This window comes from Salmonella sp. SJTUF15570 (genome assembly GCF_043357055.1).
In the GTDB taxonomy this organism is placed as follows: domain Bacteria; phylum Pseudomonadota; class Gammaproteobacteria; order Enterobacterales; family Enterobacteriaceae; genus Salmonella; species Salmonella enterica.
This window is the reverse complement of sequence record NZ_JBEUKJ010000001.1, coordinates 276,924-303,627: the sequence shown is the minus strand read 5'-3', so window position 1 is coordinate 303,627 and position 26,704 is coordinate 276,924. Positions and strand designations below refer to the sequence as shown.

30 protein-coding genes are annotated in these 26,704 nt (G+C 52.9%); 26 read left to right on the top strand and 4 right to left on the bottom strand.

Features of this window, described 5'->3' with window-relative positions:
* Positions 1 to 50 precede the first annotated feature (50 nt).
* The 3 genes from rluC (at position 51) to ABVN44_RS01585 (ending at position 2,336) form a co-directional block, all read left to right on the top strand.
* Entirely contained in the window at positions 51 to 1,010 is a 960-nt protein-coding gene (gene rluC / locus ABVN44_RS01595) for a 23S rRNA pseudouridine(955/2504/2580) synthase RluC (protein WP_000846319.1), read from the top strand.
* Positions 1,011 to 1,165: 155 nt separating this feature from the next.
* The gene (locus ABVN44_RS01590) at positions 1,166 to 1,909 is read left to right on the top strand and encodes a DUF3053 domain-containing protein (RefSeq protein ID WP_077248367.1); all 744 of its coding nucleotides are present in this window, start codon (positions 1,166 to 1,168) and stop codon (positions 1,907 to 1,909) included.
* A 202-nt stretch (positions 1,910 to 2,111) separates the two neighbouring features.
* A complete protein-coding gene (locus ABVN44_RS01585; RefSeq protein ID WP_023232722.1) occupies positions 2,112 to 2,336 on the top strand; it encodes a hypothetical protein in 225 nt (74 codons plus the stop codon).
* Between the two features lie 71 nt (positions 2,337 to 2,407).
* Here the strand turns inward: ABVN44_RS01585 and ABVN44_RS01580 are convergent, their stop codons facing one another.
* A complete protein-coding gene (locus tag ABVN44_RS01580; RefSeq protein ID WP_001137607.1) occupies positions 2,408 to 2,992 on the bottom strand; it encodes a nucleoside triphosphate pyrophosphatase in 585 nt (194 codons plus the stop codon).
* Between the two features lie 197 nt (positions 2,993 to 3,189).
* Between ABVN44_RS01580 and yceD the strand changes: the two genes are divergently transcribed.
* From yceD to ptsG, 14 genes are all read left to right on the top strand, one after another.
* Entirely contained in the window at positions 3,190 to 3,711 is a 522-nt protein-coding gene (yceD, locus tag ABVN44_RS01575; protein ID WP_001174492.1) for a 23S rRNA accumulation protein YceD, read from the top strand.
* 51 nt (positions 3,712 to 3,762) lie between these two features.
* Positions 3,763 to 3,936, top strand: a complete 174-nt coding sequence (gene rpmF, locus ABVN44_RS01570; protein ID WP_023232721.1) for a 50S ribosomal protein L32 — start codon at positions 3,763 to 3,765, stop codon at positions 3,934 to 3,936.
* A gap of 133 nt (positions 3,937 to 4,069) precedes the next feature.
* On the top strand, positions 4,070 to 5,149 hold the full coding sequence (gene plsX / locus ABVN44_RS01565; RefSeq protein WP_001518286.1) for a phosphate acyltransferase PlsX: 1,080 nt from the start codon (positions 4,070 to 4,072) through the stop codon (positions 5,147 to 5,149).
* 79 nt (positions 5,150 to 5,228) lie between these two features.
* Positions 5,229 to 6,182, top strand: coding sequence for a beta-ketoacyl-ACP synthase III (gene fabH / locus ABVN44_RS01560; protein ID WP_000288148.1), 954 nt, complete (start codon positions 5,229 to 5,231; stop codon positions 6,180 to 6,182).
* Between the two features lie 15 nt (positions 6,183 to 6,197).
* Positions 6,198 to 7,127 (top strand): ACP S-malonyltransferase, encoded by a 930-nt coding sequence (fabD, locus tag ABVN44_RS01555; RefSeq protein WP_023232720.1) that lies wholly within the window; start codon positions 6,198 to 6,200, stop codon positions 7,125 to 7,127.
* A 12-nt stretch (positions 7,128 to 7,139) separates the two neighbouring features.
* Positions 7,140 to 7,874 (top strand): 3-oxoacyl-ACP reductase FabG, encoded by a 735-nt coding sequence (fabG, locus tag ABVN44_RS01550; protein WP_000007236.1) that lies wholly within the window; start codon positions 7,140 to 7,142, stop codon positions 7,872 to 7,874.
* Positions 7,875 to 8,029: 155 nt separating this feature from the next.
* Positions 8,030 to 8,266 (top strand): acyl carrier protein, encoded by a 237-nt coding sequence (gene acpP / locus ABVN44_RS01545; RefSeq protein ID WP_000103754.1) that lies wholly within the window; start codon positions 8,030 to 8,032, stop codon positions 8,264 to 8,266.
* 85 nt (positions 8,267 to 8,351) lie between these two features.
* Positions 8,352 to 9,593 carry a beta-ketoacyl-ACP synthase II gene (gene fabF / locus ABVN44_RS01540; protein ID WP_052908369.1) on the top strand — a complete coding sequence of 414 codons (1,242 nt, stop codon included), beginning with the start codon at positions 8,352 to 8,354 and terminating at the stop codon, positions 9,591 to 9,593.
* Between the two features lie 123 nt (positions 9,594 to 9,716).
* Positions 9,717 to 10,526 (top strand): aminodeoxychorismate lyase, encoded by an 810-nt coding sequence (gene pabC / locus ABVN44_RS01535; RefSeq protein WP_023232719.1) that lies wholly within the window; start codon positions 9,717 to 9,719, stop codon positions 10,524 to 10,526.
* A gap of 2 nt (positions 10,527 to 10,528) precedes the next feature.
* Positions 10,529 to 11,551: a cell division protein YceG gene (gene yceG, locus ABVN44_RS01530; RefSeq protein WP_000736459.1), complete on the top strand. Its 1,023-nt coding sequence runs from the start codon at positions 10,529 to 10,531 to the stop codon at positions 11,549 to 11,551.
* A complete protein-coding gene (tmk, locus tag ABVN44_RS01525) occupies positions 11,541 to 12,182 on the top strand; it encodes a dTMP kinase (protein ID WP_000535396.1) in 642 nt (213 codons plus the stop codon). The genes yceG and tmk overlap by 11 nt, the downstream gene beginning before the upstream one ends.
* Complete coding sequence (gene holB, locus ABVN44_RS01520) at positions 12,179 to 13,183, top strand: DNA polymerase III subunit delta' (RefSeq protein WP_000872450.1); 1,005 nt, start codon at positions 12,179 to 12,181, stop codon at positions 13,181 to 13,183. Before tmk ends, holB begins: the two co-directional genes overlap by 4 nt.
* Before the next feature lie 10 nt (positions 13,184 to 13,193).
* Positions 13,194 to 13,991 carry a metal-dependent hydrolase gene (locus ABVN44_RS01515; RefSeq protein ID WP_000480277.1) on the top strand — a complete coding sequence of 266 codons (798 nt, stop codon included), beginning with the start codon at positions 13,194 to 13,196 and terminating at the stop codon, positions 13,989 to 13,991.
* A 294-nt stretch (positions 13,992 to 14,285) separates the two neighbouring features.
* Positions 14,286 to 15,719 carry a PTS glucose transporter subunit IIBC gene (gene ptsG, locus ABVN44_RS01510; RefSeq protein WP_000475705.1) on the top strand — a complete coding sequence of 478 codons (1,434 nt, stop codon included), beginning with the start codon at positions 14,286 to 14,288 and terminating at the stop codon, positions 15,717 to 15,719.
* Positions 15,720 to 15,803: 84 nt separating this feature from the next.
* On the opposite strand, the gene fhuE is transcribed toward ptsG, so the two are convergent.
* On the bottom strand, positions 15,804 to 17,978 hold the full coding sequence (fhuE, locus tag ABVN44_RS01505; RefSeq protein ID WP_020839417.1) for a ferric-rhodotorulic acid/ferric-coprogen receptor FhuE: 2,175 nt from the start codon (positions 17,976 to 17,978) through the stop codon (positions 15,804 to 15,806).
* 341 nt (positions 17,979 to 18,319) lie between these two features.
* Between fhuE and hinT the strand changes: the two genes are divergently transcribed.
* The 8 genes from hinT (at position 18,320) to ABVN44_RS01465 (ending at position 24,393) form a co-directional block, all read left to right on the top strand.
* Positions 18,320 to 18,679 carry a purine nucleoside phosphoramidase gene (hinT, locus tag ABVN44_RS01500; protein WP_001532068.1) on the top strand — a complete coding sequence of 120 codons (360 nt, stop codon included), beginning with the start codon at positions 18,320 to 18,322 and terminating at the stop codon, positions 18,677 to 18,679.
* Between the two features lie 2 nt (positions 18,680 to 18,681).
* Positions 18,682 to 19,056, top strand: a complete 375-nt coding sequence (locus ABVN44_RS01495; RefSeq protein ID WP_000589563.1) for a YcfL family protein — start codon at positions 18,682 to 18,684, stop codon at positions 19,054 to 19,056.
* 13 nt (positions 19,057 to 19,069) lie between these two features.
* Positions 19,070 to 19,708, top strand: coding sequence for a penicillin-binding protein activator LpoB (gene lpoB / locus ABVN44_RS01490; RefSeq protein ID WP_000164359.1), 639 nt, complete (start codon positions 19,070 to 19,072; stop codon positions 19,706 to 19,708).
* On the top strand, positions 19,689 to 20,513 hold the full coding sequence (gene thiK / locus ABVN44_RS01485) for a thiamine kinase (RefSeq protein ID WP_023232569.1): 825 nt from the start codon (positions 19,689 to 19,691) through the stop codon (positions 20,511 to 20,513). The genes lpoB and thiK overlap by 20 nt, the downstream gene beginning before the upstream one ends.
* 10 nt (positions 20,514 to 20,523) lie before the next feature.
* Positions 20,524 to 21,549 (top strand): beta-N-acetylhexosaminidase, encoded by a 1,026-nt coding sequence (nagZ, locus tag ABVN44_RS01480; RefSeq protein ID WP_000529340.1) that lies wholly within the window; start codon positions 20,524 to 20,526, stop codon positions 21,547 to 21,549.
* A gap of 24 nt (positions 21,550 to 21,573) precedes the next feature.
* Entirely contained in the window at positions 21,574 to 22,116 is a 543-nt protein-coding gene (gene ycfP, locus ABVN44_RS01475; protein ID WP_000587943.1) for an alpha/beta hydrolase YcfP, read from the top strand.
* A 254-nt stretch (positions 22,117 to 22,370) separates the two neighbouring features.
* Positions 22,371 to 23,675, top strand: a complete 1,305-nt coding sequence (gene ndh, locus ABVN44_RS01470) for an NADH-quinone dehydrogenase (protein ID WP_000211053.1) — start codon at positions 22,371 to 22,373, stop codon at positions 23,673 to 23,675.
* A gap of 178 nt (positions 23,676 to 23,853) precedes the next feature.
* Positions 23,854 to 24,393 (top strand): glycine zipper 2TM domain-containing protein, encoded by a 540-nt coding sequence (locus ABVN44_RS01465; RefSeq protein WP_001043449.1) that lies wholly within the window; start codon positions 23,854 to 23,856, stop codon positions 24,391 to 24,393.
* 74 nt (positions 24,394 to 24,467) lie between these two features.
* Here ABVN44_RS01465 and comR read toward each other — a convergent pair whose 3' ends face one another.
* The gene (gene comR / locus ABVN44_RS01460) at positions 24,468 to 25,103 is read right to left on the bottom strand and encodes a TetR family copper-responsive transcriptional repressor ComR (protein ID WP_000205986.1); all 636 of its coding nucleotides are present in this window, start codon (positions 25,101 to 25,103) and stop codon (positions 24,468 to 24,470) included.
* A 241-nt stretch (positions 25,104 to 25,344) separates the two neighbouring features.
* Between comR and bhsA the strand changes: the two genes are divergently transcribed.
* Positions 25,345 to 25,602 carry a multiple stress resistance protein BhsA gene (gene bhsA, locus ABVN44_RS01455; protein ID WP_000800159.1) on the top strand — a complete coding sequence of 86 codons (258 nt, stop codon included), beginning with the start codon at positions 25,345 to 25,347 and terminating at the stop codon, positions 25,600 to 25,602.
* A 96-nt stretch (positions 25,603 to 25,698) separates the two neighbouring features.
* On the opposite strand, the gene ABVN44_RS01450 is transcribed toward bhsA, so the two are convergent.
* A complete protein-coding gene (locus ABVN44_RS01450) occupies positions 25,699 to 26,664 on the bottom strand; it encodes a L,D-transpeptidase family protein (protein ID WP_000482967.1) in 966 nt (321 codons plus the stop codon).
* Positions 26,665 to 26,704: the final 40 nt, after the last annotated feature.

The window sequence follows — 26,704 nt, the reverse complement described above, 5'->3', positions numbered from 1 at the left end:
ATAGAAAAATGTGTGGCGCGAATCTCACAGGCTATTTAGAATCGCCCCCCATGAAAACAGAAACGCCATCCGTAAAAATTGTTGCTATCGCCGCTGACGAAGCGGGGCAACGCATTGATAACTTTTTGCGCACCCAACTGAAAGGGGTACCAAAAAGTATGATTTATCGCATCTTGCGTAAAGGCGAGGTGCGGGTGAACAAAAAACGCATTAAACCGGAATACAAACTGGAAGCGGGCGATGAAGTCCGCATTCCGCCGGTTCGCGTTGCTGAACGCGAAGAAGAGGCCGTGTCGCCGCATTTGCAAAAAGTGGCGGCGTTGGCGGACGTCATTTTGTATGAAGACGACCATATTCTGGTGCTGAATAAGCCTTCCGGCACCGCCGTACACGGCGGGAGCGGGTTAAGTTTTGGCGTCATCGAAGGGCTGCGGGCGTTGCGTCCGGAAGCGCGATTCCTGGAACTGGTGCATCGTCTTGACCGCGATACCTCCGGCGTGCTGTTGGTGGCGAAAAAACGCTCCGCGCTGCGTTCGCTGCATGAACAACTGCGCGAAAAGGGAATGCAGAAAGATTATCTGGCGCTGGTGCGCGGCCAGTGGCAATCGCACGTTAAAACCGTACAGGCGCCATTATTAAAGAACATTCTGCAAAGCGGCGAACGCATTGTTCGCGTGAGCCAGGAAGGCAAACCGTCAGAAACGCGCTTCAAGGTGGAAGAGCGCTATGCCTTCGCCACGCTGGTGCGCTGTAGCCCGGTCACGGGCCGTACGCATCAGATTCGCGTACATACCCAATATGCCGGTCACCCTATTGCGTTCGACGATCGCTACGGCGACCGTGAGTTTGATCAACAGCTTACCGAAGCGGGAACCGGTCTTAAACGTCTCTTTCTGCACGCCGCGGCGCTGAAGTTCACGCATCCGGGAACGGGCGAAGTCATGCGCATTGAAGCGCCAATGGATAACGCCCTGAAGCGCTGTCTGCAGGTGCTGCGTAACGCAAAATAGTTCCTCTTTCGGGCAGGTTATCTGCCCGAATCTCACTTTTCTCATAATATTTTTGTTTTGCTGTATCCGACGCATTTTTACCGTTGTGTACTGTTTATTCTTGCGATCCGGATTTCGGCGCGTTTAAGGACGAACAGATGGCCAACACTAGCTGGATGCGCTCATTTACACAGCGTTGGGGAAAATACGTTATCGTGCCGTTCGTTATCGCGATGTTGGCCGGTTGCGAAGGGAAGGGCGATAGTTCACGACGGGCTTTCGTGGAGTATTTGAATACGCAAATCATTACGTCTCCCGTGGTGGGCGTCTGTGAGTTGACGCCAGCCCAACGTCAGGCTTTTGGTCATTACGCCGATGACTACGATGTACTATTAGCTGCCTACGGGCAAATCTTTGCTGTGGTGTATGAGACCGGCCAGGAGGATAAGATCACCGGTGTTATCCAGTCTGAGCGTGATAATCTGGTTTTCCTGAACGAGCTACGTGTGGCTCGTGACGTAAACAATCGATTTATCCTTCGGTTGAAAAATGTGAGTAGTGAAAACAGAAAAAAATATTCTGCTTTAAAGCTCCCCTCTGATGTGAAGCCTGTCTTTGACGCTGCGTGGAATAAAACCGTAACACCGCTGGATGAGACGATGACTCGCTATTATTTTCTGCGCGGAAAGCGGCTCGACCAACTGGTCGCAATGGGCGAGTTTCTGCAAAAACAGGGAAATAAAGTCCGCTTTGAAACGAATGGAAAAGCGGTTTTTGCCGACCTGGCAGCAAAAGAACACTTTCAGGATCAACAATTTAATTTTTTCATTACGCAGAATGATATAAACCATCTTACTCAGCAGATGGTTGAATTTATAAATAGTCAACAAGATGCGGCGGATGCTGGCGGCGTTAATTAAAGGAATGTGTCGTGAGGTGAAGCAATGTTAGGGGGGCGTAAACTCATCGCGAGATGGAATTTAACGAGTCGCAAAGGGAAGGTTTCAGGACAGTAAACGTCCTGAGAGTTGCTCGCGAGAATAAGTTTGTAAGCCGCTTTTGACGCCGTAGAGCGCGTCAGGCGAGTATTGAGAACATGTGTTTTTACAAAACTGAACTGAGATGGGGAATTCATTAACGCGCACGTACACCGCTGTTGATACCCTATGGGATAAAACGCACCGTACATCGGTTCGTAATGCCAATGCTTTTTTTCTGATCGGTGAATGGATTGACCAGGAAACGGGCCCGCACGAAGAGAGTGAAGATCGGCAGGCGCTAAGTTGTTCACAACAAGCGCTTTCCAGTTGGTTAGAACTGGAAGCGGTCGAAACTGCTCCCCAATAAACGGGAGATAACTACCAACACGTGCAGAAACGGCTTTTAGGGGTATTTGAAAAGCCTACAGAGTAGGCCGTTTACTGCTGTAGCGGGTTGAAGCCCTCCCGTCGCAGCATCTGGCACAGGGCAATAAGCGGCAAGCCGATCAGCGTGTTCGGATCGCGGCCCTCTAAGCGCTCAAATAATGCAATGCCTAAACCTTCGCTTTTAAAACTTCCCGCGCAGTGCAGCGGATGCTCTTTACGGACATAGTCGTCTATTTCCGCTTCGCTTAAATGGCGAAAATGAACGTCAAAAGGCTCCACTTCGGTTTGTAATTGCCCGGAGGCGGAGTTATACAGTGCCAGTCCGGTATAAAACGTCACAATATTTCCGCTGGCTTTGGCTAATTGCTGACGCGCTTTTTCTTCCGTCAGCGGTTTGCCGGTGATTTCGCCGTCCAGAACACAAATTTGGTCGGAGCCAATAATCAAATGATTCGGGAAACGCGCGGCGAGCGATTGCGCCTTCGCCTGCGCCAGCCGCAGCACCAACTGACGCGGCGCTTCGCCCGGCATGGGGGTTTCATCAACATCCGGCGCGGCGCATTCGAAAGGAATCGTCAGCTTTTCCAGCAGCGCGCGACGCCAGGGAGAGGTAGACGCAAGGATGAGACGGGGCATATTTTTTCCCTCAGATATAGCGTAATGATGAGAGCCATCTTAAACTATGCTCTTCGGTCTTCAAGCCTGTCATACTGACTCGTCTTGAGCGAAAATAAGTCTGTAACCCGCAATGTGTGCGAATTATTGGCAAAAGGCAACCGTAGGCTGCCTTTTTCTTTGACTATATGACGTTACGAAGTTAATATGCGCGCCCTATGCAAAAGGTAAAATTACCCCTGACTCTTGATCCGGTTCGTACCGCTCAAAAACGCCTTGATTACCAGGGTATCTATACCCCCGATCAGGTTGAGCGCGTTGCCGAATCTGTAGTCAGTGTGGACAGTGATGTGGAATGCTCCATGTCGTTCGCTATCGATAACCAGCGTCTCGCCGTTTTAACCGGCGATGCGGTCGTTACGGTGTCGCTCGAATGCCAGCGTTGCGGGAAACCGTTTACCCATCAGGTTCACACAACGTATTGTTTTAGCCCTGTCCGTTCCGACGAGCAGGCTGAAGCACTGCCGGAAGCGTATGAGCCGATTGAGGTAAACGAATTCGGCGAAATCGATCTGCTGGCGACGGTTGAAGATGAAATCATCCTCGCCTTGCCGGTAGTTCCGGTGCATGATTCTGAACACTGTGAAGTGTCCGAGGCGGACATGGTCTTTGGCGAACTGCCTGATGAAGCGCAAAAGCCAAACCCATTTGCCGTATTAGCCAGCTTAAAGCGTAAGTAATAGGTCTTCCCCGCGGACGCAGGGATAAACCGTAATTGAGGAGTAAGGTCCATGGCCGTACAACAGAATAAACCAACCCGTTCCAAACGTGGCATGCGTCGTTCCCATGACGCTCTGACCGCAGTCACCAGCCTGTCTGTAGACAAATCTTCTGGTGAAAAACACCTGCGTCACCACATCACTGCCGACGGTTACTACCGCGGCCGTAAGGTCATCGCTAAGTAATCGCGCGATACTCGATGCCTTTTGCATCACAGGCGTGCCTGTGGTGTAAAAGCCGAAGAGTACAAGCGTGATAAAGCTTAGTGAGGATTTCTCCGCGTAAGCGGAGAACACCGAACCAGGCAGCGACGATACCTTGACACGTCTAACCCTGGCGTTAGATGTCATGGGGGGCGATTTTGGTCCTTCCGTGACGGTGCCTGCAGCATTGCAGGCACTGAACGCTAATTCGCAGCTCACTCTTCTTTTAGTCGGGAATCCCGATATTATCACGCCATTACTTGCCAAAGCTGACTTTGAACAACGTTCGCGTCTGCAGATTATCCCTGCACAGTCAGTTATTGCCAGTGATGCCCGGCCTTCGCAGGCGATCCGCGCCAGCCGCGGGACATCCATGCGTGTGGCCCTGGAGCTTGTGAAAGAAGGCCGAGCCGAAGCTTGCGTTAGCGCCGGTAATACCGGGGCGCTGATGGGGCTGGCGAAATTATTGCTCAAGCCTCTTGAGGGGATTGAGCGTCCGGCGTTGGTGACGGTATTACCGCACCAGCAAAAGGGCAAAACGGTAGTGCTTGATTTGGGGGCCAACGTCGACTGTGACAGTACCATGCTGGTGCAGTTTGCCGTGATGGGCGCCGTTTTGGCGGAAGAGGTCGTCGGGATCAAAAATCCCCGCGTGGCGCTACTCAATATCGGGGAAGAAGAAACCAAAGGCCTCGACAGTATTCGCGAAGCCTCTTTAATGTTAAAAACAGTCCCAACCATCAATTACATCGGCTACCTTGAGGCGAATGAGTTACTGACGGGAAAAACCGATGTACTGGTGTGTGACGGCTTTACAGGCAATGTCACACTTAAAACGATGGAGGGGGTTGTCAGAATGTTCCTTTCACTGCTGAAATCACAGGGCGAGGGGAAAAAACGGTCGTGGTGGCTGCTGTTATTAAAACGTTGGTTACAAAAAAGCCTGACGAGGCGATTCAGTCACCTCAACCCCGACCAGTATAATGGCGCCTGTCTGTTAGGATTGCGCGGCACGGTGATAAAAAGTCATGGTGCGGCCAATCAGCGAGCATTTGCAGTCGCGATTGAACAGGCAGTGCAGGCGGTGCAGCGACAAGTTCCTCAGCGAATTGCCGCTCGCCTGGAATCTGTATACCCAGCCGGATTTGAACCGCTGGACGATGGCAAAGGCGTAAACCTGCGGGCGCACAGATAATATCGCTGTCTCCCCGGCGCCGCCAGCGTGCCAGACGTTTACAGGTAACGGTATATAACCGAAAAGTGACTGAGCGTACATGTATACGAAGATTATTGGTACTGGCAGCTATCTGCCCGAACAAGTGCGGACTAACGCCGATCTGGAAAAAATGGTTGAGACCTCTGACGAGTGGATTGTCACTCGTACAGGTATTCGTGAACGCCATATCGCCGCGCCGAATGAAACTGTCGCGACGATGGGCTTTACCGCTGCGAATCGCGCGATTGAGATGGCGGGGATCGATAAAGACCAAATTGGCTTGATTGTGGTGGCTACCACATCAGCAACGCATGCATTTCCAAGCGCGGCATGTCAGATTCAAAGTATGCTCGGTATTAAAGGTTGCCCGGCGTTTGATGTCGCGGCAGCGTGCGCAGGTTTCACCTACGCGTTAAGCATCGCCGACCAGTACGTTAAATCCGGCGCGGTTAAACACGCGCTGGTGGTCGGTTCCGATGTATTAGCCCGCACTTGCGATCCTGGCGATCGCGGTACGATCATTATTTTCGGCGATGGCGCAGGCGCGGCCGTACTGAGCGCTTCTGAAGAACCGGGTATTATCTCCACTCATCTTCATGCCGATGGCCGTTACGGTGAATTACTGACCCTGCCGAATGCCGATCGCGTAAATCCGGATAACCCGATTTACCTGACGATGGCGGGCAATGAAGTCTTTAAAGTGGCGGTCACTGAACTGGCGCATATTGTCGATGAGACGCTGGCGGCTAATAACCTGGATCGCTCAGAACTCGATTGGCTGGTGCCGCATCAGGCTAACCTGCGTATCATTAGCGCGACAGCGAAAAAACTCGGCATGTCGATGGACAATGTCGTCGTCACGCTGGACAGGCACGGCAATACCTCCGCAGCTTCTGTGCCGTGCGCGCTGGATGAAGCCGTGCGTGACGGGCGAATTAAAGCCGGTCAGCTGGTATTGCTTGAAGCCTTCGGGGGTGGATTCACCTGGGGCTCCGCGCTGATTCGTTTCTAGTATAAGGATTTAAACATGACGCAATTTGCATTTGTGTTCCCCGGTCAGGGTTCTCAGAGCGTTGGGATGTTGGCCGAAATGGCGGCAAATTACCCTATCGTAGAAGAAACGTTTGCTGAAGCTTCTGCGGCTCTGGGATATGATCTGTGGGCGCTCACCCAGCAAGGTCCAGCGGAAGAACTGAATAAAACCTGGCAGACGCAGCCGGCGTTATTAACCGCTTCCGTCGCGCTTTGGCGCGTTTGGCAGCAGCAGGGCGGTAAAATGCCTGCGTTAATGGCAGGTCACAGCCTGGGCGAATATTCCGCGCTGGTTTGCGCTGGCGTCATCAACTTTGCTGATGCCGTTCGTCTGGTGGAAATGCGTGGTAAATTCATGCAGGAAGCGGTTCCGGAAGGTACTGGCGGCATGTCTGCGATCATCGGTCTGGATGATGCCTCTATTGCTAAAGCCTGTGAAGAATCTGCCGAAGGGCAGGTTGTATCGCCAGTTAACTTTAACTCGCCGGGACAGGTGGTTATCGCCGGGCATAAAGAGGCGGTAGAACGCGCGGGCGCAGCCTGTAAAGCCGCTGGCGCGAAACGCGCGCTGCCGCTGCCGGTGAGCGTACCGTCGCACTGCGCGCTGATGAAACCAGCGGCAGATAAGCTGGCGGTTGAATTAGCCAAAATTACCTTTAACGCGCCAACGGTGCCGGTAGTAAACAACGTTGACGTGAAATGTGAAACCGATGCCGCCGCTATCCGCGATGCGCTGGTTCGCCAGTTGTACAATCCGGTACAGTGGACGAAGAGCGTGGAATTTATCGCGGCGCAGGGCGTTGAACATCTTTATGAAGTGGGTCCAGGTAAAGTCCTCACTGGTCTGACGAAACGTATTGTCGACACCCTGACAGCGTCGGCGCTGAACGAGCCGGCGACGCTGTCTGCGGCACTTACGCAATAAAAGAGGAAAACCATGAGCTTTGAAGGAAAGATTGCGCTGGTGACTGGTGCAAGCCGTGGCATAGGCCGCGCAATTGCAGAGACTCTCGTTGCCCGCGGCGCGAAAGTTATCGGGACTGCGACCAGTGAAAATGGTGCGAAGAACATTAGCGACTATTTAGGTGCTAACGGGAAAGGTTTGATGTTGAATGTGACCGATCCTGCATCTATTGAATCTGTTCTGGAAAATATTCGCGCAGAATTTGGTGAAGTGGATATCCTGGTTAATAATGCCGGTATCACTCGTGATAATCTGTTGATGCGAATGAAAGATGATGAGTGGAACGATATTATCGAAACCAATTTATCATCCGTTTTCCGCCTGTCAAAAGCGGTAATGCGCGCTATGATGAAAAAGCGTTGTGGTCGCATTATCACTATTGGTTCTGTGGTTGGTACCATGGGAAATGCAGGTCAGGCAAACTACGCTGCGGCGAAAGCGGGCCTGATCGGTTTCAGTAAATCACTGGCGCGTGAAGTTGCGTCCCGTGGTATTACTGTCAATGTTGTGGCTCCGGGTTTTATTGAAACGGACATGACGCGTGCGCTGTCTGACGATCAGCGTGCGGGTATCCTGGCGCAGGTGCCTGCGGGTCGCCTCGGCGGCGCTCAGGAAATCGCCAGTGCGGTTGCATTTTTAGCCTCTGACGAAGCGAGTTACATCACTGGTGAGACTCTGCACGTCAACGGCGGAATGTACATGGTTTAATCACGATTGAAAAATATTTGCGTTATTAGGGCGAAAGGCCGCAAAATAACGTAAAATCGTGGTAAGACCTGCCGGGATTTAGTTGCAAATTTTTCAACATTTTATACACTACGAAAACCATCGCGAAAGCGAGTTTTGATAGGAAATTTAAGAGTATGAGCACTATCGAAGAACGCGTTAAGAAAATTATCGGCGAACAGCTGGGCGTTAAGCAGGAAGAAGTAACCAACAATGCTTCTTTCGTTGAAGACCTGGGCGCAGATTCTCTTGACACCGTTGAGCTGGTAATGGCTCTGGAAGAAGAGTTTGATACTGAGATTCCGGACGAAGAAGCTGAGAAAATCACCACCGTTCAGGCTGCCATTGATTACATCAACGGCCACCAGGCGTAAGTGAACATCTCCAGGCGGTCGTTCGACCGCCTGAGTTTTATCTTTTTGTCCCACTAGAATCATTTTCCCTCCCTGGAGGACAACCGTGTCTAAGCGTCGTGTAGTTGTGACCGGACTGGGCATGTTGTCTCCTGTCGGCAATACCGTAGAGTCTACCTGGAAAGCTCTCCTTGCCGGTCAGAGTGGCATCAGCCTGATCGACCATTTCGATACTAGCGCCTATGCAACGAAATTTGCTGGCTTAGTAAAGGATTTTAACTGTGATGACATTATCTCGCGCAAAGAACAGCGCAAGATGGATGCCTTCATTCAATATGGAATTGTCGCTGGCGTACAGGCCATGCAGGATTCTGGCCTTGAAGTGACGGAAGAGAACGCAAGCCGTATTGGCGCCGCTATCGGCTCCGGTATCGGTGGTCTCGGTCTGATCGAAGAAAACCACAGTTCGCTGGTAAAAGGCGGACCGCGTAAGATTAGCCCGTTCTTTGTCCCGTCGACGATTGTTAACATGGTAGCAGGCCATCTGACTATCATGTATGGCCTGCGTGGGCCAAGCATCTCTATTGCGACTGCCTGTACTTCAGGCGTGCATAACATCGGCCATGCCGCGCGTATCATCGCCTATGGCGATGCGGACGCGATGGTGGCAGGTGGCGCAGAAAAAGCCAGTACGCCGCTGGGCGTAGGTGGTTTTGGCGCAGCGCGCGCGCTGTCGACCCGCAACGATAACCCACAGGCGGCGAGCCGTCCGTGGGATAAAGAACGCGATGGTTTTGTACTGGGCGACGGCGCCGGTATGTTGGTGCTTGAAGAGTACGAACATGCAAAAGCGCGTGGTGCGAAAATCTATGCCGAAATCGTCGGCTTTGGTATGAGCAGCGATGCTTACCATATGACGTCGCCGCCGGAAAATGGCGCAGGCGCTGCGCTGGCGATGGTTAACGCGTTGCGTGATGCCGCGATTGAGCCTGCTCAGATTGGCTACGTCAACGCGCACGGCACGTCGACGCCTGCCGGCGACAAAGCTGAGACGCAGGCGGTTAAGTTAGTCTTTGGCGATGCTGCAAGCCGAGTGATGGTGAGCTCGACCAAATCGATGACCGGCCATCTGTTGGGCGCCGCAGGCGCAGTAGAGTCTATTTTCTCTATTCTGGCGCTACGCGATCAGGCCATTCCGCCAACCATTAATCTGGATAACCCGGATGAAGGTTGCGATCTGGACTTCGTGCCGCATGAAGCGCGCCAGGTCAGCGATCTGGAGTATGCTCTGTGTAACTCCTTTGGCTTTGGCGGAACTAACGGTTCCTTGATTTTTAAAAAGATCTAAGTTAAGTCAGAGACAGACATTAATAAAAAGGTCCGCTTGTCGGGCCTTTTTTATCAGGCATATCATCTCTTGTTCTGCGTTATTCATCCTGCCACACTAGCAGGCGACGGATAAGGAGCCACTATGTTTTTAATTAATGGCCATGCGCAGGATCAACTTGCTGTAAGCGACCGGGCGACGCAGTTCGGCGATGGCAGTTTTACGACCGCACGTATTGTTGATGGCAACATTTGCCATCTGGAAGCGCATCTTCAGCGCTTGCAGGTTGCCTGTGAAAAATTACGGATCGCTTTTAGCCATTGGGCGACCCTTCGGCAAGAGATGACAATGTTGGCCACAGGGCATGATTCAGGCGTGTTGAAAGTGATCATTAGCCGTGGCAGCGGCGGCCGGGGATACAGCGCCATGAATTGTCAGGCAGCTACCCGAATCCTCTCCGTTTCTGCTTATCCCGCTTATTATTCTCAGTGGCGTAAGCAAGGCATCACTCTTACCCTTAGTCCCATACCGCTTGGGCGCAATCCTTATCTTGCCGGATTAAAACATCTGAACCGTCTCGAACAGGTGTTGATTCGCTCTCATCTTGAGCAGACGGACGCCGATGAGGCGCTGGTTCTTGACAGCGAGGGATGGGTTACGGAATGCTGTGCGGCTAATTTGTTCTGGCGTACAGGCGACATTGTTTTTACGCCGCGTCTGGATCAGGCCGGGGTGAACGGCATTATGCGACAATTTTGTTTACGCCAACTGGCGCAATCTCCTTTCCAGGTTCTTGAAGTACAGGCGAGAGAGGAGGCAGTCAGGCAGGCGGATGAGATTATCATCTGCAACGCGCTAATGCCGATTATTCCCATACGCGCCTATCTCGGGACGTCGTATTCTTCGCGAACACTGTTTCAATTTTTAGCCCCATTTTGTGAGCATCCGAATTAGTTATGAAAAAATTGTCAGGCGTTTTCCTTCTGCTGTTGGTTGTGCTGGGTATTGCCGCGGGCGTGGGGATGTGGAAAGTTCGCCATCTGGCGAACAGCACGTTACTTATTAAAAACGAGACTATCTTTACGCTCAAGGCGGGAACGGGGCGGCTGGCGCTTGGCGACCAGCTTTATGATGAAAAAATCATTAATCGCCCCCGGGTATTTCAGTGGCTGCTGCGCGTGGAGCCTGAGTTATCGCACTTTAAAGCGGGAACTTACCGTTTTACGCCGGGGATGACCGTACGGGAAATGCTTGAGTTGCTGGAGAGCGGCAAAGAAGCGCAATTCCCGTTGCGGTTTGTGGAAGGGATGCGCCTTAGCGATTACCTGAAACAGCTACGAGAGGCGCCGTATATTCGCCATACATTGCCGGATGATGACTATGCCACTGTCGCTCAGGCATTAAAGCTTGCGCACCCGGAATGGGTAGAAGGGTGGTTCTGGCCTGATACCTGGATGTATACCGCCAACACCAGCGATGTCGCTATTCTCAAGCGAGCGCATCAAAAGATGGTGAAAGCTGTCGATACTGTCTGGAAAGGCCGGGCCGAGGGGCTGCCTTATAAAGATCAGAACCAACTGGTGACAATGGCCTCGATTATTGAAAAAGAGACGGCTGTCGCCAGCGAACGCGATCAGGTGGCCTCAGTCTTTATTAATCGCCTGAGAATCGGTATGCGCCTTCAGACCGATCCCACCGTGATTTACGGGATGGGGACGAGTTATAATGGTAACTTGTCGCGTGCGGATCTGGAAAAGCCGACGGCTTATAACACGTATACCATAACCGGGCTGCCGCCAGGACCGATCGCATCGCCCAGCGAAGCGTCATTGCAGGCGGCGGCGCATCCGGCGAAAACGCCGTATCTCTATTTTGTGGCCGACGGTAAAGGTGGTCACACATTTAACACCAATCTTGCCAGCCATAATCGGTCAGTGCAGGAGTACCTGAAAGTGCTTAAGGAAAAAAATGGGCAGTAATTATATCGTCATCGAGGGCCTGGAAGGCGCCGGAAAAACCACTGCGCGCGACGTGGTGGTGGAGACCCTTGAGCAACTGGGTATTCGTAATATGATTTTTACCCGTGAGCCGGGCGGTACGCAGCTTGCCGAAAAACTACGAAGTCTGGTGTTGGATATCCGATCGGTAGGCGACGAAGTGATTACCGATAAAGCGGAAGTGCTGATGTTTTATGCCGCTCGCGTACAGCTCGTCGAAACGGTAATCAAACCCGCGCTGGCGCAAGGCATATGGGTGATCGGCGATCGCCACGATCTCTCGACCCAGGCGTATCAGGGGGGAGGGCGCGGCATTGATCAAACCATGCTGGCGACACTACGCGATGCCGTGCTGGGCGATTTTCGCCCTGACCTGACGCTGTATCTGGATGTCACGCCGGAAGTCGGGCTAAAACGCGCCAGAGCGCGCGGCGATTTGGATCGCATTGAGCAGGAATCTTTTGATTTCTTTAACCGGACTCGCGCGCGCTATCTGGAACTGGCGGCGCAAGACTCGCGTATCCGCACCATTGACGCGACCCAGCCGCTGGATGCCGTCATGCGCGACATTCGCGCCACGGTGACGAAGTGGGTGCAGGAGCAAGCGGCATGAAATGGTATCCATGGTTACGGCCCGCCTATGAAAAACTGGTAGAAAGTTACCAGGCGGGACGTGGGCACCATGCGCTACTGATTCAGGCCTTACCTGGCATGGGCGACGAGGCGCTGTGCTATGCGCTGAGCCGTTATCTGTTATGCCAGCAGCCTGAGGGCCACAAAAGCTGTGGGCATTGCCGTGGCTGTCAGCTTATGCAGGCTGGCACGCATCCGGACTATTACACGCTGACGCCGGATAAAGGCAAAAGCAGCCTCGGCGTAGATGCGGTACGCGAGGTCAGCGAGAAATTGTACGAGCACTCCCGTCTGGGCGGCGCGAAGGTGGTGTGGATTGCGGATGCGGCGCTATTAACCGACGCCGCCGCCAATGCGTTGCTCAAAACGCTGGAAGAGCCGCCGGAGCAAACCTGGTTTTTCCTTGCCAGCCCGGAGCCTGCTCGTCTGTTGGCGACATTACGCAGCCGCTGCCGGCTGCATCATCTGGCGCCGCCGTCCGAATCGTATGCGATGTCATGGCTATCGCGAGAAGTGACGGCGTCACAAGAAGCATTGCTCACGGCGCTACGCCTGAACGCGGGGTCGCCCGGCGCCGCGCTGGCGCTGTTGCAGTCTGAACGCTGGGCGCAGCGTGAGGCGCTGTGTCAGGCGTTAATGGACAGTTTGCATACGGGCGACTGGTATGCGTTATTAACGGCGCTCAATCATGAGCAAGCCCCGGCGCGCCTGCATTGGCTGGCGACGCTGCTGGTAGACGCGCTGAAACGTCAGCACGGCGCGTCGTACCTGACAAACGTTGATGCGGACGCGGTTGTTGCCGCGCTGGCGGGGCCGCTATCCCCGGCGCGTATTCAGGCAATCCTGAACGATGTTTGCCATTGCCGTGATCAATTACTCCATGTGACCGGATTAAACCGCGAACTGGTATTAACCGATCTCATTCTCCGCATCGAGCATTACCTGCAACCAGGCACCTTGTTGCCTGTTCCTCATCTTTGAGAGAGACATTATGTTTTTAGTCGACTCACACTGCCATCTTGATGGTCTGGATTATCAATCTTTGCATAAGGACGTGGACGATGTGCTGGCAAAAGCCGCCGCGCGCGATGTGAAGTTCTGTTTAGCGGTGGCGACGACGCTGCCGGGGTATCGCCATATGCGCAAGCTGGTAGGCAAGCGCGATAATGTGGTCTTTTCCTGCGGCGTGCATCCGTTAAATCAGGATGAAGCATATGACGTAGAAGAACTGCGCCTCCTTGCTGCAGAAGACGATGTGGTGGCGATGGGCGAGACCGGGCTTGATTACTTTTACACGCCTGAGACCAAAATCCGCCAGCAGGCGTCTTTTATTCATCATATCCAGATTGGCCGCGAATTGCATAAACCGGTGATTGTCCATACTCGCGACGCGCGTGCCGATACGCTGGCTATCCTGCGCGAAGAAAAAGTGACGGATTGCGGCGGCGTACTACACTGTTTTACAGAAGACAGAGAAACGGCCGGCAAATTGCTGGATCTGGGGTTTTATATCTCTTTTTCCGGCATCGTAACGTTCCGTAACGCTGAACAGTTGCGTGATGCGGCGCGCTATGTGCCGCTGGATCGGTTGTTAGTCGAGACCGATTCTCCTTATCTGGCACCGGTGCCGCATCGCGGTAAAGAGAACCAGCCTGCGATGGTACGCGACGTCGCAGAATATATGGCGGTATTGAAAGGGGTTGCCGTTGAAGAACTGGCGCAGATCACCACCGATAACTTTGCTCGCCTGTTCCATATTGACGCGTCTCGCCTGTCATCAATCCGTTAAACGAGTTTTTTTAAAGCTCGTAATTAATAAGCAAAGCGCGTAAAGTTCACCGCCACAAAAGGGGCGGTGAGCGAGCTTATGGAAACATTCGGAAACTCATTTTGGCAGAATGTGATACTTTTTAGGCTATCTGGCGCTGAAACGTGATAGCCGTCAAACAAAATCAGACGTATTTATTTTACTCTGTGTAATAAATAAAAGGGCACTTAGATGTCCTGTCCACGGCGGGGTTCTCCCCCCTCGCCAATGCGTGAGAACGTAGAAAAGCACAAATACTCAGGAGCACTCTCAATTATGTTTAAGAATGCATTTGCTAACCTGCAAAAGGTCGGTAAATCGCTGATGCTGCCGGTATCCGTACTCCCTATCGCAGGTATCCTGCTGGGTGTCGGTTCCGCTAACTTCAGCTGGCTGCCAGCCGTTGTATCGCACGTTATGGCAGAAGCGGGCGGATCTGTTTTTGCCAATATGCCGCTGATTTTCGCTATCGGCGTGGCGTTGGGCTTTACCAACAACGACGGCGTTTCGGCTCTGGCGGCGGTAGTAGCGTATGGCATCATGGTGAAAACCATGGCTGTGGTTGCGCCGCTGGTTCTGCATTTACCTGCTGAAGAGATCGCCGCTAAACACCTTGCTGATACGGGTGTTCTCGGGGGGATTATCTCCGGTGCGATCGCAGCGTATATGTTTAACCGCTTCTACCGTATCAAACTGCCTGAGTATCTGGGCTTCTTTGCGGGCAAACGCTTCGTGCCGATCATTTCGGGTCTGGCCGCTATTTTTACCGGTGTGGTGCTGTCTTTCGTATGGCCGCCAATCGGTACGGCTATCCAGGCGTTCTCGCAGTGGGCGGCTTATCAGAATCCGGTTGTCGCGTTTGGTATTTACGGTTTTATCGAGCGTTGCCTGGTGCCGTTTGGTCTGCATCATATCTGGAACGTTCCTTTCCAGATGCAGATCGGCGAATACACCAACGCAGCGGGTCAGGTATTCCACGGCGACATTCCGCGCTATATGGCGGGCGACCCGACGGCGGGTATGTTGTCTGGCGGCTTCCTGTTCAAAATGTACGGTCTGCCGGCTGCGGCCATTGCTATCTGGCACTCTGCTAAACCGGAAAACCGCGCAAAAGTGGGCGGTATCATGATTTCCGCCGCGCTGACCTCGTTTTTGACGGGTATTACCGAGCCTATCGAGTTCTCCTTCATGTTCGTGGCGCCGATCCTGTACATCATTCACGCGATTCTGGCAGGTCTGGCATTCCCGATCTGTATCCTGCTGGGGATGCGTGACGGTACGTCGTTCTCCCACGGTCTGATCGACTTTATCGTGCTGTCCGGTAACAGCAGCAAATTGTGGCTGTTCCCGATTGTTGGCGCCGGTTATGCGATTGTGTACTACACCGTCTTCCGCGTGCTGATCAAAGCGCTGGATCTGAAAACGCCGGGTCGTGAAGACACTACTGATGACGCAAAAGCGGGCGCGACCAGCGAAATGGCGCCGGCTTTGGTTGCGGCGTTTGGCGGTAAAGAGAACATCACTAACCTGGATGCCTGTATCACGCGTCTGCGCGTGAGCGTAGCCGATGTAGCGAAAGTGGATCAGGCTGGCCTGAAGAAACTGGGCGCGGCAGGCGTTGTCGTCGCGGGTTCCGGCGTTCAGGCTATTTTCGGTACGAAATCCGATAACCTGAAAACGGAAATGGATGAGTACATCCGTAACAGCTAAGCAGTAATGATGTTGGGGAGAATTAAGGCAGCCATTCGGCTGCCTTTTTTAATGGCGCTTTACATGCCGCTCTCCGACAGTCTGTCAGAACTGATAATTGGCGGTGAGGCTGACGTTACGCGGCGCGCCGTAAACAATGGAACCATCAATATTGGTGTCGTAGGTTTTATCAAACAGGTTGTTGATGTTTCCCTGTACGGAGAAATTTTTCGTCACCTGATAGCGGGTAAACAGATCGACCAGCGCATAGCTGCCCTGTTCGGCGCGGAAAGTGCCGTACGGCGTCGTGGTATCTTTGTAAACCCGATTCTGCCAGTTCACGCCGCCGCCGACCGTCAGCTCCGGTATCGCCGGCAGACGATAGCGGGTGAATAACTTCACGCTGGTGCGCGGAAGATTAGGGTTCACGGCGTTACCTTCATTGTCCTCGGCAACATACCGGGTAGCCCCGAAAGTCATCTGCCAGTTATCGGTAATTGCGCCGTTTACTTCAAATTCGACGCCTTTGCTCACCGTTCCGTCAGTAGACTTCCAGGCAAACTCCCCATTACTGCCAGGGATGGGAATAGTGGTTGCCTGAGCGACGTTATTCTGCTCAATGCGGAACACGGACAACGTGGTGGTGAGGCGGCTGTTCATCCAGTCGGACTTCAGACCCGCTTCATAGTTATTACCGGTAATCGGAGCCAGATATTGACCCGCTTTGTCGCGTTTATTCTGCGGCTGAAAGATAGAGGTATAACTGGCATAAGCGGACCAGTTGTCGTTGATATCATAAATCAGCCCGGCATACGGCGTGGTATGGTTTTTCTCCATGCTGTAGGTCAGTGTATCAACACGCCAGTTGGTATAACGAGCGCCAAGAATCAGATGCAGCGGGTCGGCCAGCGAAATGCGCGTAGCGGCATACAGCGATTTCATATGCGTGGTATCGTCCTGCGCCAGATTTTGTGGCGCCCAGTGGGTTTGGGGGAAATTACCGTTAAAGGCGCTGAAGTTGCCAATGTCGTCCGGAAAGACGTTCGCCCAGGCGCTAAAATAGCGGTTATTCTGCTTACTATAACTGCCGCCAAACATCATATTGTGCTGGCGGCCAAACAGCTCATAAGCGCCATCGGCAAAGAGATCTATGGCATCTACTTTGCGTTTGCCGCTGTTCCAGCCCGTACCGCCGACCACGGGGTAGCTTGCGCCATAAGGACTCACCAGCGTACCTGTCTCTTTATCGACTAACGCATCGATATACATCATTTTACTGTCGAATTTGACCTCAGTATGGGTCGCATTCAGGGTCGCCTGCCAGCTTTCGGCAAAACGCTGTTTAAGCGTGACGAAGAATTTATTTATCTCTTTGTTGTTATAAGCCCAGTCCGGGGCGGTACTACGCGCGCGGTCATAGCTATTTTTGCTGCCATCGGTGTTCCAGCGCGGCAGACCGCCCCAGGTCGGGCTGTTGACATCAATTTTTTGATATTCATAACCGGCTGAAAGGCTGGTGGTTGCACCCAGATCGGCATCGACAATTCCGGAAAAGAACGCTTTCTCACTGTTATAGCGGTCCAGCCAGGAATCATTATTCTGATAACCCGCCACGATGCGCCCACGGACATTACCGTCTGCGGTGAGCGGACTTTGCAGATCCATGACGTAACGCTGCTTATTCCAGCTACCGTATTCTGTGGAGACGTTACCTTTGAACTCCCGACTGGTGGCGTGTTTACGGATCATATTAATTGAGGCAGAAGGATTGCCGGTTCCGGTCATCAGCCCATTCGCGCCGCGAACCACCTCCACGCGCTCATACAGCGCGGTATCCGTTAGCGCATCTCCCAGATTCCAGCGGGACTCAAAATACGTTGGAATACCGTCAACCATATAGTTGTCAATTTCAAACCCGCGCGAGTAATAGCTGATGCGATCGGAGTCAGCCTGGCTTCCGCTGATCCCCAGCGTATTGGTCATCACCTCGCCCAGGGTTTGCAACTGCTGGTCTTCCATACGCTGTTGGCTGACAATACTGACCGACTGCGGGATATCGCGCTGAGTCATCGGCATTTTGGTGCCCGCTGCGGTCGTTTTCACGCTGTAATCCTGTTCTTCACGGTTTACGGCGTCAGCGGTCGTCGCGCCTTCGACAATAACGGTATCCTCAGCCGCGAAGGCGGCAGGCATAAATGCCATCGCCATACCCATAGCTAACAGCGACGGTGCGGCGGTGGACGGAAGGTGTTTGTCCCGGCGGTATTGAATGAAAGACATCTGAAAATCCTTGCTTGTTATTGGGGTAAGTTCAGGACGTATGACGTTGAACCTTTTCATTCTTTGCTAGTTAATGCGCATAAAAATGAAAATGAGAAATATACGCATTTGTATTAAATGTGTAAAACGGTATAACCAGGGAAACTAGAAATATTTTTTAAGCGTACAAAGGCGTCATGGCAGGGGGATATGGCGGTAAGTCCAGCATGTAGTCATTTTTCGCTTAATAAATCGTGGGTTAAAGTTGAAAGAGCGTCGGTAACTCGCTCATACTCTATACTCGCAGTATGGCTCGGCGTAGCATGTGCGCTGCAAGGGCTATTATGAAAAAGGAAAACGTCGTGGCAGAAGAAACTATATTCAGCAAAATTATTCGTCGTGAAATCCCTTCGGATATCGTTTATCAGGATGAGCTGGTCACCGCCTTTCGTGATATTTCACCGCAGGCGCCGACGCATATCTTGATTATTCCCAATATCCTGATCCCAACCGTCAATGACGTGACGGCGGAACATGAACAGGCGTTAGGTCGGATGATCACCGTGGCGGCGAAAATCGCCGAACAGGAAGGCATTGCCGAAGATGGGTATCGTTTAATCATGAATACCAACCGTCATGGGGGCCAGGAGGTTTATCATATCCATATGCACCTACTGGGCGGCCGCCCGCTAGGCCCGATGCTGGCGCATAAAGGCTTGTAAGTATGATCAAAGGATGCATCGCGGTTTCTCTGGGCTTGCTGCTGCTTACCGGCTGTCGGTCACACCCTGAAATTCCGGTAAGCGACGCGCAGTCGCTGGTGATGGAGTCCACGGTTCTGGCGGCGGGCGTCACCGCAGAGCCGCCTGAACTGACGGCGTCTGATATCCAGCCATCAGCCTCTTCCCGCGTCTATAACGAAAGGCAAGAGCCCATAACCGTTCATTATCGGTTTTACTGGTATGACGCGCGGGGGCTGGAGATGCATCCGCTGGAGGCGCCGCGTAGCGTAACCATACCCGCGCGTTCGTCGGTAACGCTATTTGGCAGCGCCAATTATCTGGGGGCGCATAAGGTCAGGCTTTATCTTTATTTGTGAGGAGTGAATTTTGATGACAAAAATGCATCGCTACGCTGCTATTGCTGCGCTGGCGATATTTCTCTCCGGGTGTATGGCGCAACGTCAACCTGCGCCAGTTGAAGAGGTAAAACCAGCGCCAGAACAACCCGCGCAGCCGCCGCAGCCTCCTGTTGTGCCGTCTGTGCCAACCATTCCACAGCAACCGGGGCCGATCGAACATGAAGATCAAACGGGCCAGCCAGCGCCTAAGGTGCGCCACTATGACTGGAACGGCGCGATGCAACCGCTGGTCAGCAAAATGTTGCAGGCTGATGGCGTGACGGCCGGAAGCGTATTGCTTGTCGACAGCGTGAATAACCGGACGAATGGGTCGTTAAATGCGAACGAGGCAACGGAAACGTTACGTAATGCGCTGGCGAACAACGGTAAATTTACGCTGGTCTCTGTACAGCAACTCTCGATGGCAAAACAGCAGTTAGGGTTGTCTCCGCAGGATAGTCTGGGAACGCGCAGTAAAGCTATTGGCATTGCGCGCAATGTCGGGGCGCAATATGTACTTTACTCCAGCGCATCCGGTAACGTTAACGCGCCTGCATTACAGATGCAGTTAATGCTGGTGCAAACTGGCGAGATAATCTGGTCAGGTAAAGGTGCGGTCCAACAACAATAATCCCTTAACGCGCGACGAGATCCTGTCGCGCTATTTTCCCCAGTATCGTCCCGCCGTCGCCGCATCGCAGGGGCTAAGCGGCGGGAGCTGTATTATTGCCCACGATACTCACCGTATCGTGCTGCGCCGTCATCACGACCCCGACGCTCCACCAGCCCATTTTTTACGTCATCACCGCGCCTTATCCCAATTGCCGGCCAGTCTGGCGCCGCGAGCGCTTTTTTATACGCCGGGCTGGATGGCGGTAGAATATCTGCATGGTGTGGTAAATTCCGCTCTGCCAGATGCCGACGAACTGGCGGCCTTACTGTATCATTTGCATCAACAGCCGCGTTTTGGCTGGCGTATCGCGCTATCGCCACTATTGGCGCAGTACTGGTCGTGTTGCGATCCGGCAAGGCATACGCCGTTTTGGTTGCGGCGGCTCAAACAGTTGCAAAAAAACGGTGAACCTCGCCCGCTGCGGCTCGCGCCTTTGCATATGGATGTCCATGGCGACAATATAGTATTAACGTCCGCCGGGTTGAGACTGATTGACTGGGAGTATGCCGGCGACGGCGATATTGCGTTGGAGCTGGCGGCAGTATGGGTTGAGGATGAACGCCAGCACCGACAACTGGCAGACGCTTATGCCGCGCGCGCGCGAATCGACGCCCGGCAGCTATGGCGACAGATACGATTATGGCACCCCTGGGTCATTATGCTAAAAGCAGGGTGGTTCGAATACCGCTGGCGACAAACCGGCGAGCAACAATTTATCAGGCTGGCCGATGAAACCTGGCGCCAGCTACGTATGAAAGGATAAGGAGAGCAGTGTGGGCCCAGTAATGTTGAATGTCGAAGGATGTGAGCTGGATGCGGAGGAGCGCGAGATACTGGCGCATCCGCTGGTTGGCGGGCTTATTCTGTTCACGCGTAATTACCATGACCCGGAACAGCTGCGCGAATTAGTGCGCCAGATTCGGGCGGCATCGCGTAACCATCTGGTGGTGGCCGTCGATCAGGAAGGCGGGCGCGTACAGCGTTTCCGTGAAGGGTTTACCCGCCTGCCCGCGGCGCAATCTTTTTTTGCGCTGCATGGGCTGGAAGAGGGGGGGCGACTGGCGCAGGAGGCAGGGTGGCTGATGGCCAGCGAAATGATCGCGATGGATATTGATATCAGTTTTGCGCCAGTGCTGGACGTCGGGCATATCAGCGCGGCAATTGGCGAGCGTTCTTATCATGCCGATCCCGCAAAAGCGTTGGCAATGGCAACACGCTTTATTGACGGCATGCATGACGCCGGGATGAAAACGACCGGTAAGCATTTCCCCGGCCACGGCGCGGTCACGGCGGACTCCCACAAAGAGACGCCGTGCGATCCACGTCCTGAAACGGACATCCGTGGCAAAGATATGTCGGTGTTCCGCACGCTGATTAGCGAGAATAAACTGGATGCGATTATGCCTGCCCACGTGATCTACCGCGCTATCGATCCGCGTCCGGCAAGCGGTTCGCCGTACTGGCTGAAAACGGTGCTGCGTCAGGAGTTAGGCTTTGATGGCGTCATTTTCTCCGACGATCTGTCGATGGAGGGCGCGGCGATTATGGGCAGCTATGCTGAGCGCGCTCAGGCGTCGCTGGATGCGGGTTGCGATATGATTCTGGTCTGCAATAATCGTAAAGGCGCAGTCAGCGTGCTGGATAATCTGTCGCCGATCAAAGCAGAACGTGTTACACGTTTGTATCATAAAGGTTCATTTTCACGCCGGGAGCTCATGGACTCAGCACGCTGGAAAACAGCCAGCGCCCAGCTCAACCAGTTACATGAACGCTGGCAGGAAGAAAAAGCAGGTCATTAACTCGAGTTTTCGTGAGGGTGCCAGATGATTATTTATTTACACGGTTTTGATTCAAATAGTCCGGGCAACCATGAAAAAGTGTTGCAATTACAGTTTATCGACCCGGATGTTCGGCTGGTAAGCTACAGTACGCGGCATCCTAAGCACGATATGCAGCATCTGCTGAAAGAAGTGGACAAAATGTTGCAGTTGAATGTGGACGAGCGCCCTTTAATCTGTGGCGTGGGGCTGGGCGGTTACTGGGCGGAGCGGATTGGCTTTTTGTGCGATATCCGTCAGGTGGTTTTTAACCCGAACCTGTTCCCCTATGAAAACATGGAGGGGAAAATCGATCGCCCGGAAGAATATGCGGACATCGCTACAAAGTGCGTGACCAACTTTCGCGAAAAAAATCGCGATCGTTGTCTGGTGATCCTCTCGCGTCATGATGAAGCGCTGGACAGCCAACGCTCAGCGCAAGCGCTTCACCCGTTTTATGAAATTGTGTGGGATGAGGAACAGACTCACAAATTCAAAAATATTTCGCCGCACTTGCAACGTATCAAAGCGTTTAAAACGCTGGGGTAACGCCATCCGGCAATATGGCGTTATCAGTGACCGGATAACCAGCCTTGCGGCTGGTTTTTTTATGCTCAATTCTCGCAAACTGTCTATCTTTTCAGCATGAAAACTTGATGCACATCAATTTTGGTATGACCAATGCACCGTTCATGCTATTCTCATATCAGAAGCTTATTCTCATTAACGTAACTTGTTGTTAATTAAAGGCTATGCTAATAACTTTTAATTAACAATTGGTTAATAAATTTAAGGGGGTCACGTTGACTACACCATTAAAAAAGATCGTGATTGTCGGCGGCGGCGCTGGCGGGCTGGAAATGGCGACGCAGTTAGGCCATAAACTGGGGCGCAAGAAAAAAGCGAAAATCACGCTGGTAGACAGAAATCACAGCCATCTGTGGAAACCATTGCTGCACGAAGTGGCGACTGGCTCTCTGGACGAAGGCGTGGATGCGCTGAGCTATCTGGCTCATGCGCGTAATCATGGTTTCCAGTTCCAGCTGGGGTCGGTGATGGATATCGATCGCGAAGCGAAAACCATCACCATTGCCGAGTTGCGTGATGAAAAGGGCGAACTGCTGGTGCCGGAGCGCAAAATCGCGTATGACACGCTGGTGATGGCGCTGGGCAGCACCTCTAATGATTTCAACACGCCGGGCGTGAAAGAGCACTGTATCTTCCTCGATAACCCGCATCAGGCGCGCCGTTTTCACCAGGAGATGCTGAACCTGTTCCTCAAGTATTCGGCTAATCTGGGCGCGAACGGTAAGGTCAATATCGCCATCGTTGGCGGTGGTGCGACGGGGGTTGAGCTGTCGGCTGAACTGCATAATGCGGTAAAACAGCTGCATAGCTATGGTTATAAGGGGCTGACCAACGACGCGCTGAACGTGACGTTGGTTGAGGCTGGCGAGCGTATTCTGCCTGCGTTGCCGCCGCGTATCTCCAGCGCCGCGCATAATGAACTGACCAAACTGGGCGTTCGCGTGCTGACGCAAACTATGGTCACCAGCGCCGACGAAGGCGGTCTGCATACGAAAGAAGGTGAATATATTCAGGCCGATCTGATGGTGTGGGCGGCGGGTATCAAAGCGCCAGATTTTATGAAAGAGATTGGTGGTCTGGAAACGAACCGCATTAACCAACTGGTGGTGGAACCGACGCTGCAAACCACGCGCGATCCTGATATTTATGCGATTGGCGACTGCGCTTCCTGCGCACGTCCGGAGGGAGGTTTTGTGCCGCCTCGCGCTCAGGCGGCGCATCAGATGGCTACCTGCGCGATGAATAACATTCTGGCGCAGATGAATGGCAAACCGCTGAAAGCTTACCAGTATAAAGATCATGGATCGCTGGTCTCTCTGTCCAACTTCTCTACCGTGGGTAGTCTGATGGGGAACCTGACCCGCGGTTCAATGATGATTGAAGGACGTATCGCCCGCTTCGTGTATATCTCGCTATACCGTATGCACCAGATAGCGCTGCATGGATACTTTAAAACCGGCCTGATGATGCTGGTGGGTAGTATTAACCGCGTCATTCGTCCGCGCCTGAAACTGCATTAATTTCTCTGCGCCTCACCGGCTGCTCGCGCCGGTGAGCGCTTCTCCATCTCTTGCTTCGGAGTTGTCCGAATCCTTCAGCTTTACCGCCTCATCCCGCATTTTTCATCCTCATTCCGATTGGCTTTGTTCGCATACTGGTTGCAAAATTGTTACCAATAGCAACGAAGGAGGAGCTCCCGTGAATAAATCAATGTTGGCGGGTATAGGGATTGGCGTAGCGGCTGCGCTGGGTGTGGCGGCAGTGGCCAGTCTCAACGTATTTGATCGTGGTCCGCAGTATGCGCAGGTGATATCGGCTAAACCGATTAAAGAGACGGTAAAAACGCCGCGTCAGGAGTGCCGTAATGTCACGGTCACGCATCGCAGACCGGTTCAGGACGAAAACCGTATTGCCGGCTCGGTGCTTGGCGCAGTAGCAGGCGGCGTGATTGGACATCAATTTGGCGGCGGTCGTGGTAAAGATGTGGCGACGGTCGTCGGGGCGCTGGGCGGCGGTTATGCTGGCAATCAAATCCAGGGATCAATGCAGGAGAGTGATACCTACACTACCACGCAGCAACGCTGTAAGACGGTGTATGACAAATCTGAAAAGATGCTTGGCTACGACGTGACCTACAAAATTGGCGATCAGCAGGGCAAAATCCGCATGGATAAAGACCCCGGAACGCAAATTCCCCTCGACGGCAATGGCCAACTGGTTCTGAATAACAAAGCATAAAAAAGCTGTACTCTGCAAGTTAGCCCCTCATTCGCTCAGGCTGAGGGGCTTTTTTTTATCCGAAGCCGCGTCGTTCAGGACTTGAGCAGTTCAGGCCAGATGCGCAGAGTCGTACGCGTAATTTGCATCAGTTGTTCGAAGGTGGCACCTTCACGGGCGCTGATCGACATTCCCTGTAAAATACAGTTTATATATTCTGCGAGCGCCTGCGGGTTACAGTGCGCCGGAATTTCACCGCGCTCCTGACGTTGGCGCAGAAACTGGATGAGCGTCTGTTCCTGCATGGCGTGGCGTGATTTTACCGTGCGGGCGATATCGCGCGAGGAGGCGGCCAGGGTGGCGGACGTATTAATCATAAAGCAGCCAGCTGGCGTGTCTGTACTGGTAAAGCAGGCGGCAATTTCTGTGAAGTAATCTTCCAGCGCCGATTCCACGCTTTTCTCTTCACAAAAGAGCTGGGCTTCGTGCTTTGAGGCAAAGCGAGTGATGTAGCGATCCAGGACAGCGCGAAATAATCCTTCTTTGTTAGTGAATTCCGCATAGAGAGTAGGCGCTTTCGCCCCGGTAGCCTCTACGAGATCGGCAAGCGAAGTTGCTTCATAGCCGTGCTGCCAGAAGAGAGTCATGGCCTTATCAAGCGCGGCTTCCCTGTCGAACACTTTTGGTCGGCCACGGCTTTTCTTCGCGCAACTCGTGGTATCCGTTGTCATGATGCCGTTGTACCTGTTTAAAGAGCGGTCTCTCTATTATAAAAACAAACCACTTCTGGCTCCAGAGTATTCATTAGAAAAATAAATCAATTCTATTCACATGAAAAATAACATCTTTATAAATTATATAACGATCATTATAAAAAGAAGTTGACGTGTGATGTAGATCACATCTATGATTAACTTATCGATCGTTAAGTTAATGCTTACGACACCCATTCATCTGCTAAAGGTCATCACTATGAAAAACGTAAAAACCCTCATCGCTGCTGCCGTACTGAGTTCGCTCTCATTCGCCAGCTTCGCCGCCGTTGAAGTTCAGGCAACGCCAGAAGGTCAACAGAAGTTCGGCACCATTTCCGCGAATGGCGGCACGAATCTGGGCTCGCTGGAAGATCAGCTGGCGCAAAAAGCGCAGGAGATGGGGGCGAAGTCTTTCCGTATTACCTCTGTTACCGGCCCGAATACCCTCCACGGTACGGCGGTAATCTATAAGTAAGCATTAACCCTCATTAATGCCGCTGCGATTGCCACAATAAAAAGAAAAAGCCTCGCGATGCATCGCGAGGCTTTTTTGTCGGTCAGCTATTCACGCTTACAGCGACTGCGGTTTCGCCTCTGCTTGACGGGTTACATCCACCGGCATTCCGGAACGCACTTCCATAACATGTTCCATCACCGCAGCATCGGTCTGCGGCGCGTCCTTAAAGGCCTGCATCGGGCCATTCAGCACAATCGGCAACACCTGCGGATCGTCGCCTATATTTTTAGACAGCGGCTGATGAACTTCCACCAGTCGCACGCCGCCTGGCTCCACCGAGGCTTTAATCGGCGTATTGATTATATTCACTTTGGTTCCCGGCGTGACCTGACGGAACAATGTCTCTATATCACCGTCGCGCAGACGGATACAGCCGGAACTGACGCGCATACCAATGCCAAAATCGGCATTCGTGCCATGTAACAGATAGACGCCGCCGTAGGCCGCTAAACGAATCGCGTGATGCCCCATTGGGTTATCGGGACCGGCAGGCACCACGGCGGGGAGATCGATGCCTTGCGCTTTATAACGGGCGCGAATATTGGCGGTCGGCGTCCAGGTTGGATTGGCGCGTTTATCCGAAATGGTCGTCACCATCGTTGGCGTCAGGGTATCGCCGCCCAGTTGGCCAATCCCGATAGGGTAGACCGTGACCGTATTTTTCCCCGGTTGATAATAGTAAAGCCGTAATTCCGCGAGGTTAATGACGATACCTTCACGTGGCGCGTCCGGTAGCAGCGTTTGCAGCGGAATCGTCAGCACGCTGCCTGCGCGTGGCACGTAAGGATCAATGCCAGGGTTGGCCTGTAACAGGGCTAAAAAGCCCACGTTATATTTTTTGGCGATCGCCTCCAGCGAGCCGCCGTCGTCTTCAACGACATGGAATTTATTTTCTCCCACCAGTCGACTGCCGGGGGGCGGAAGAGGCCACGTATTCGCCTGCGCGGGAAGGGCAAGCATGATGGTCGCGGTAAGCGCAAGCAACGCCCACCAGCGAGAGAGTCGCGTATTGTTGAACATTATAATAAACCCATGATTATTATGTGGTTATTTTTTATAA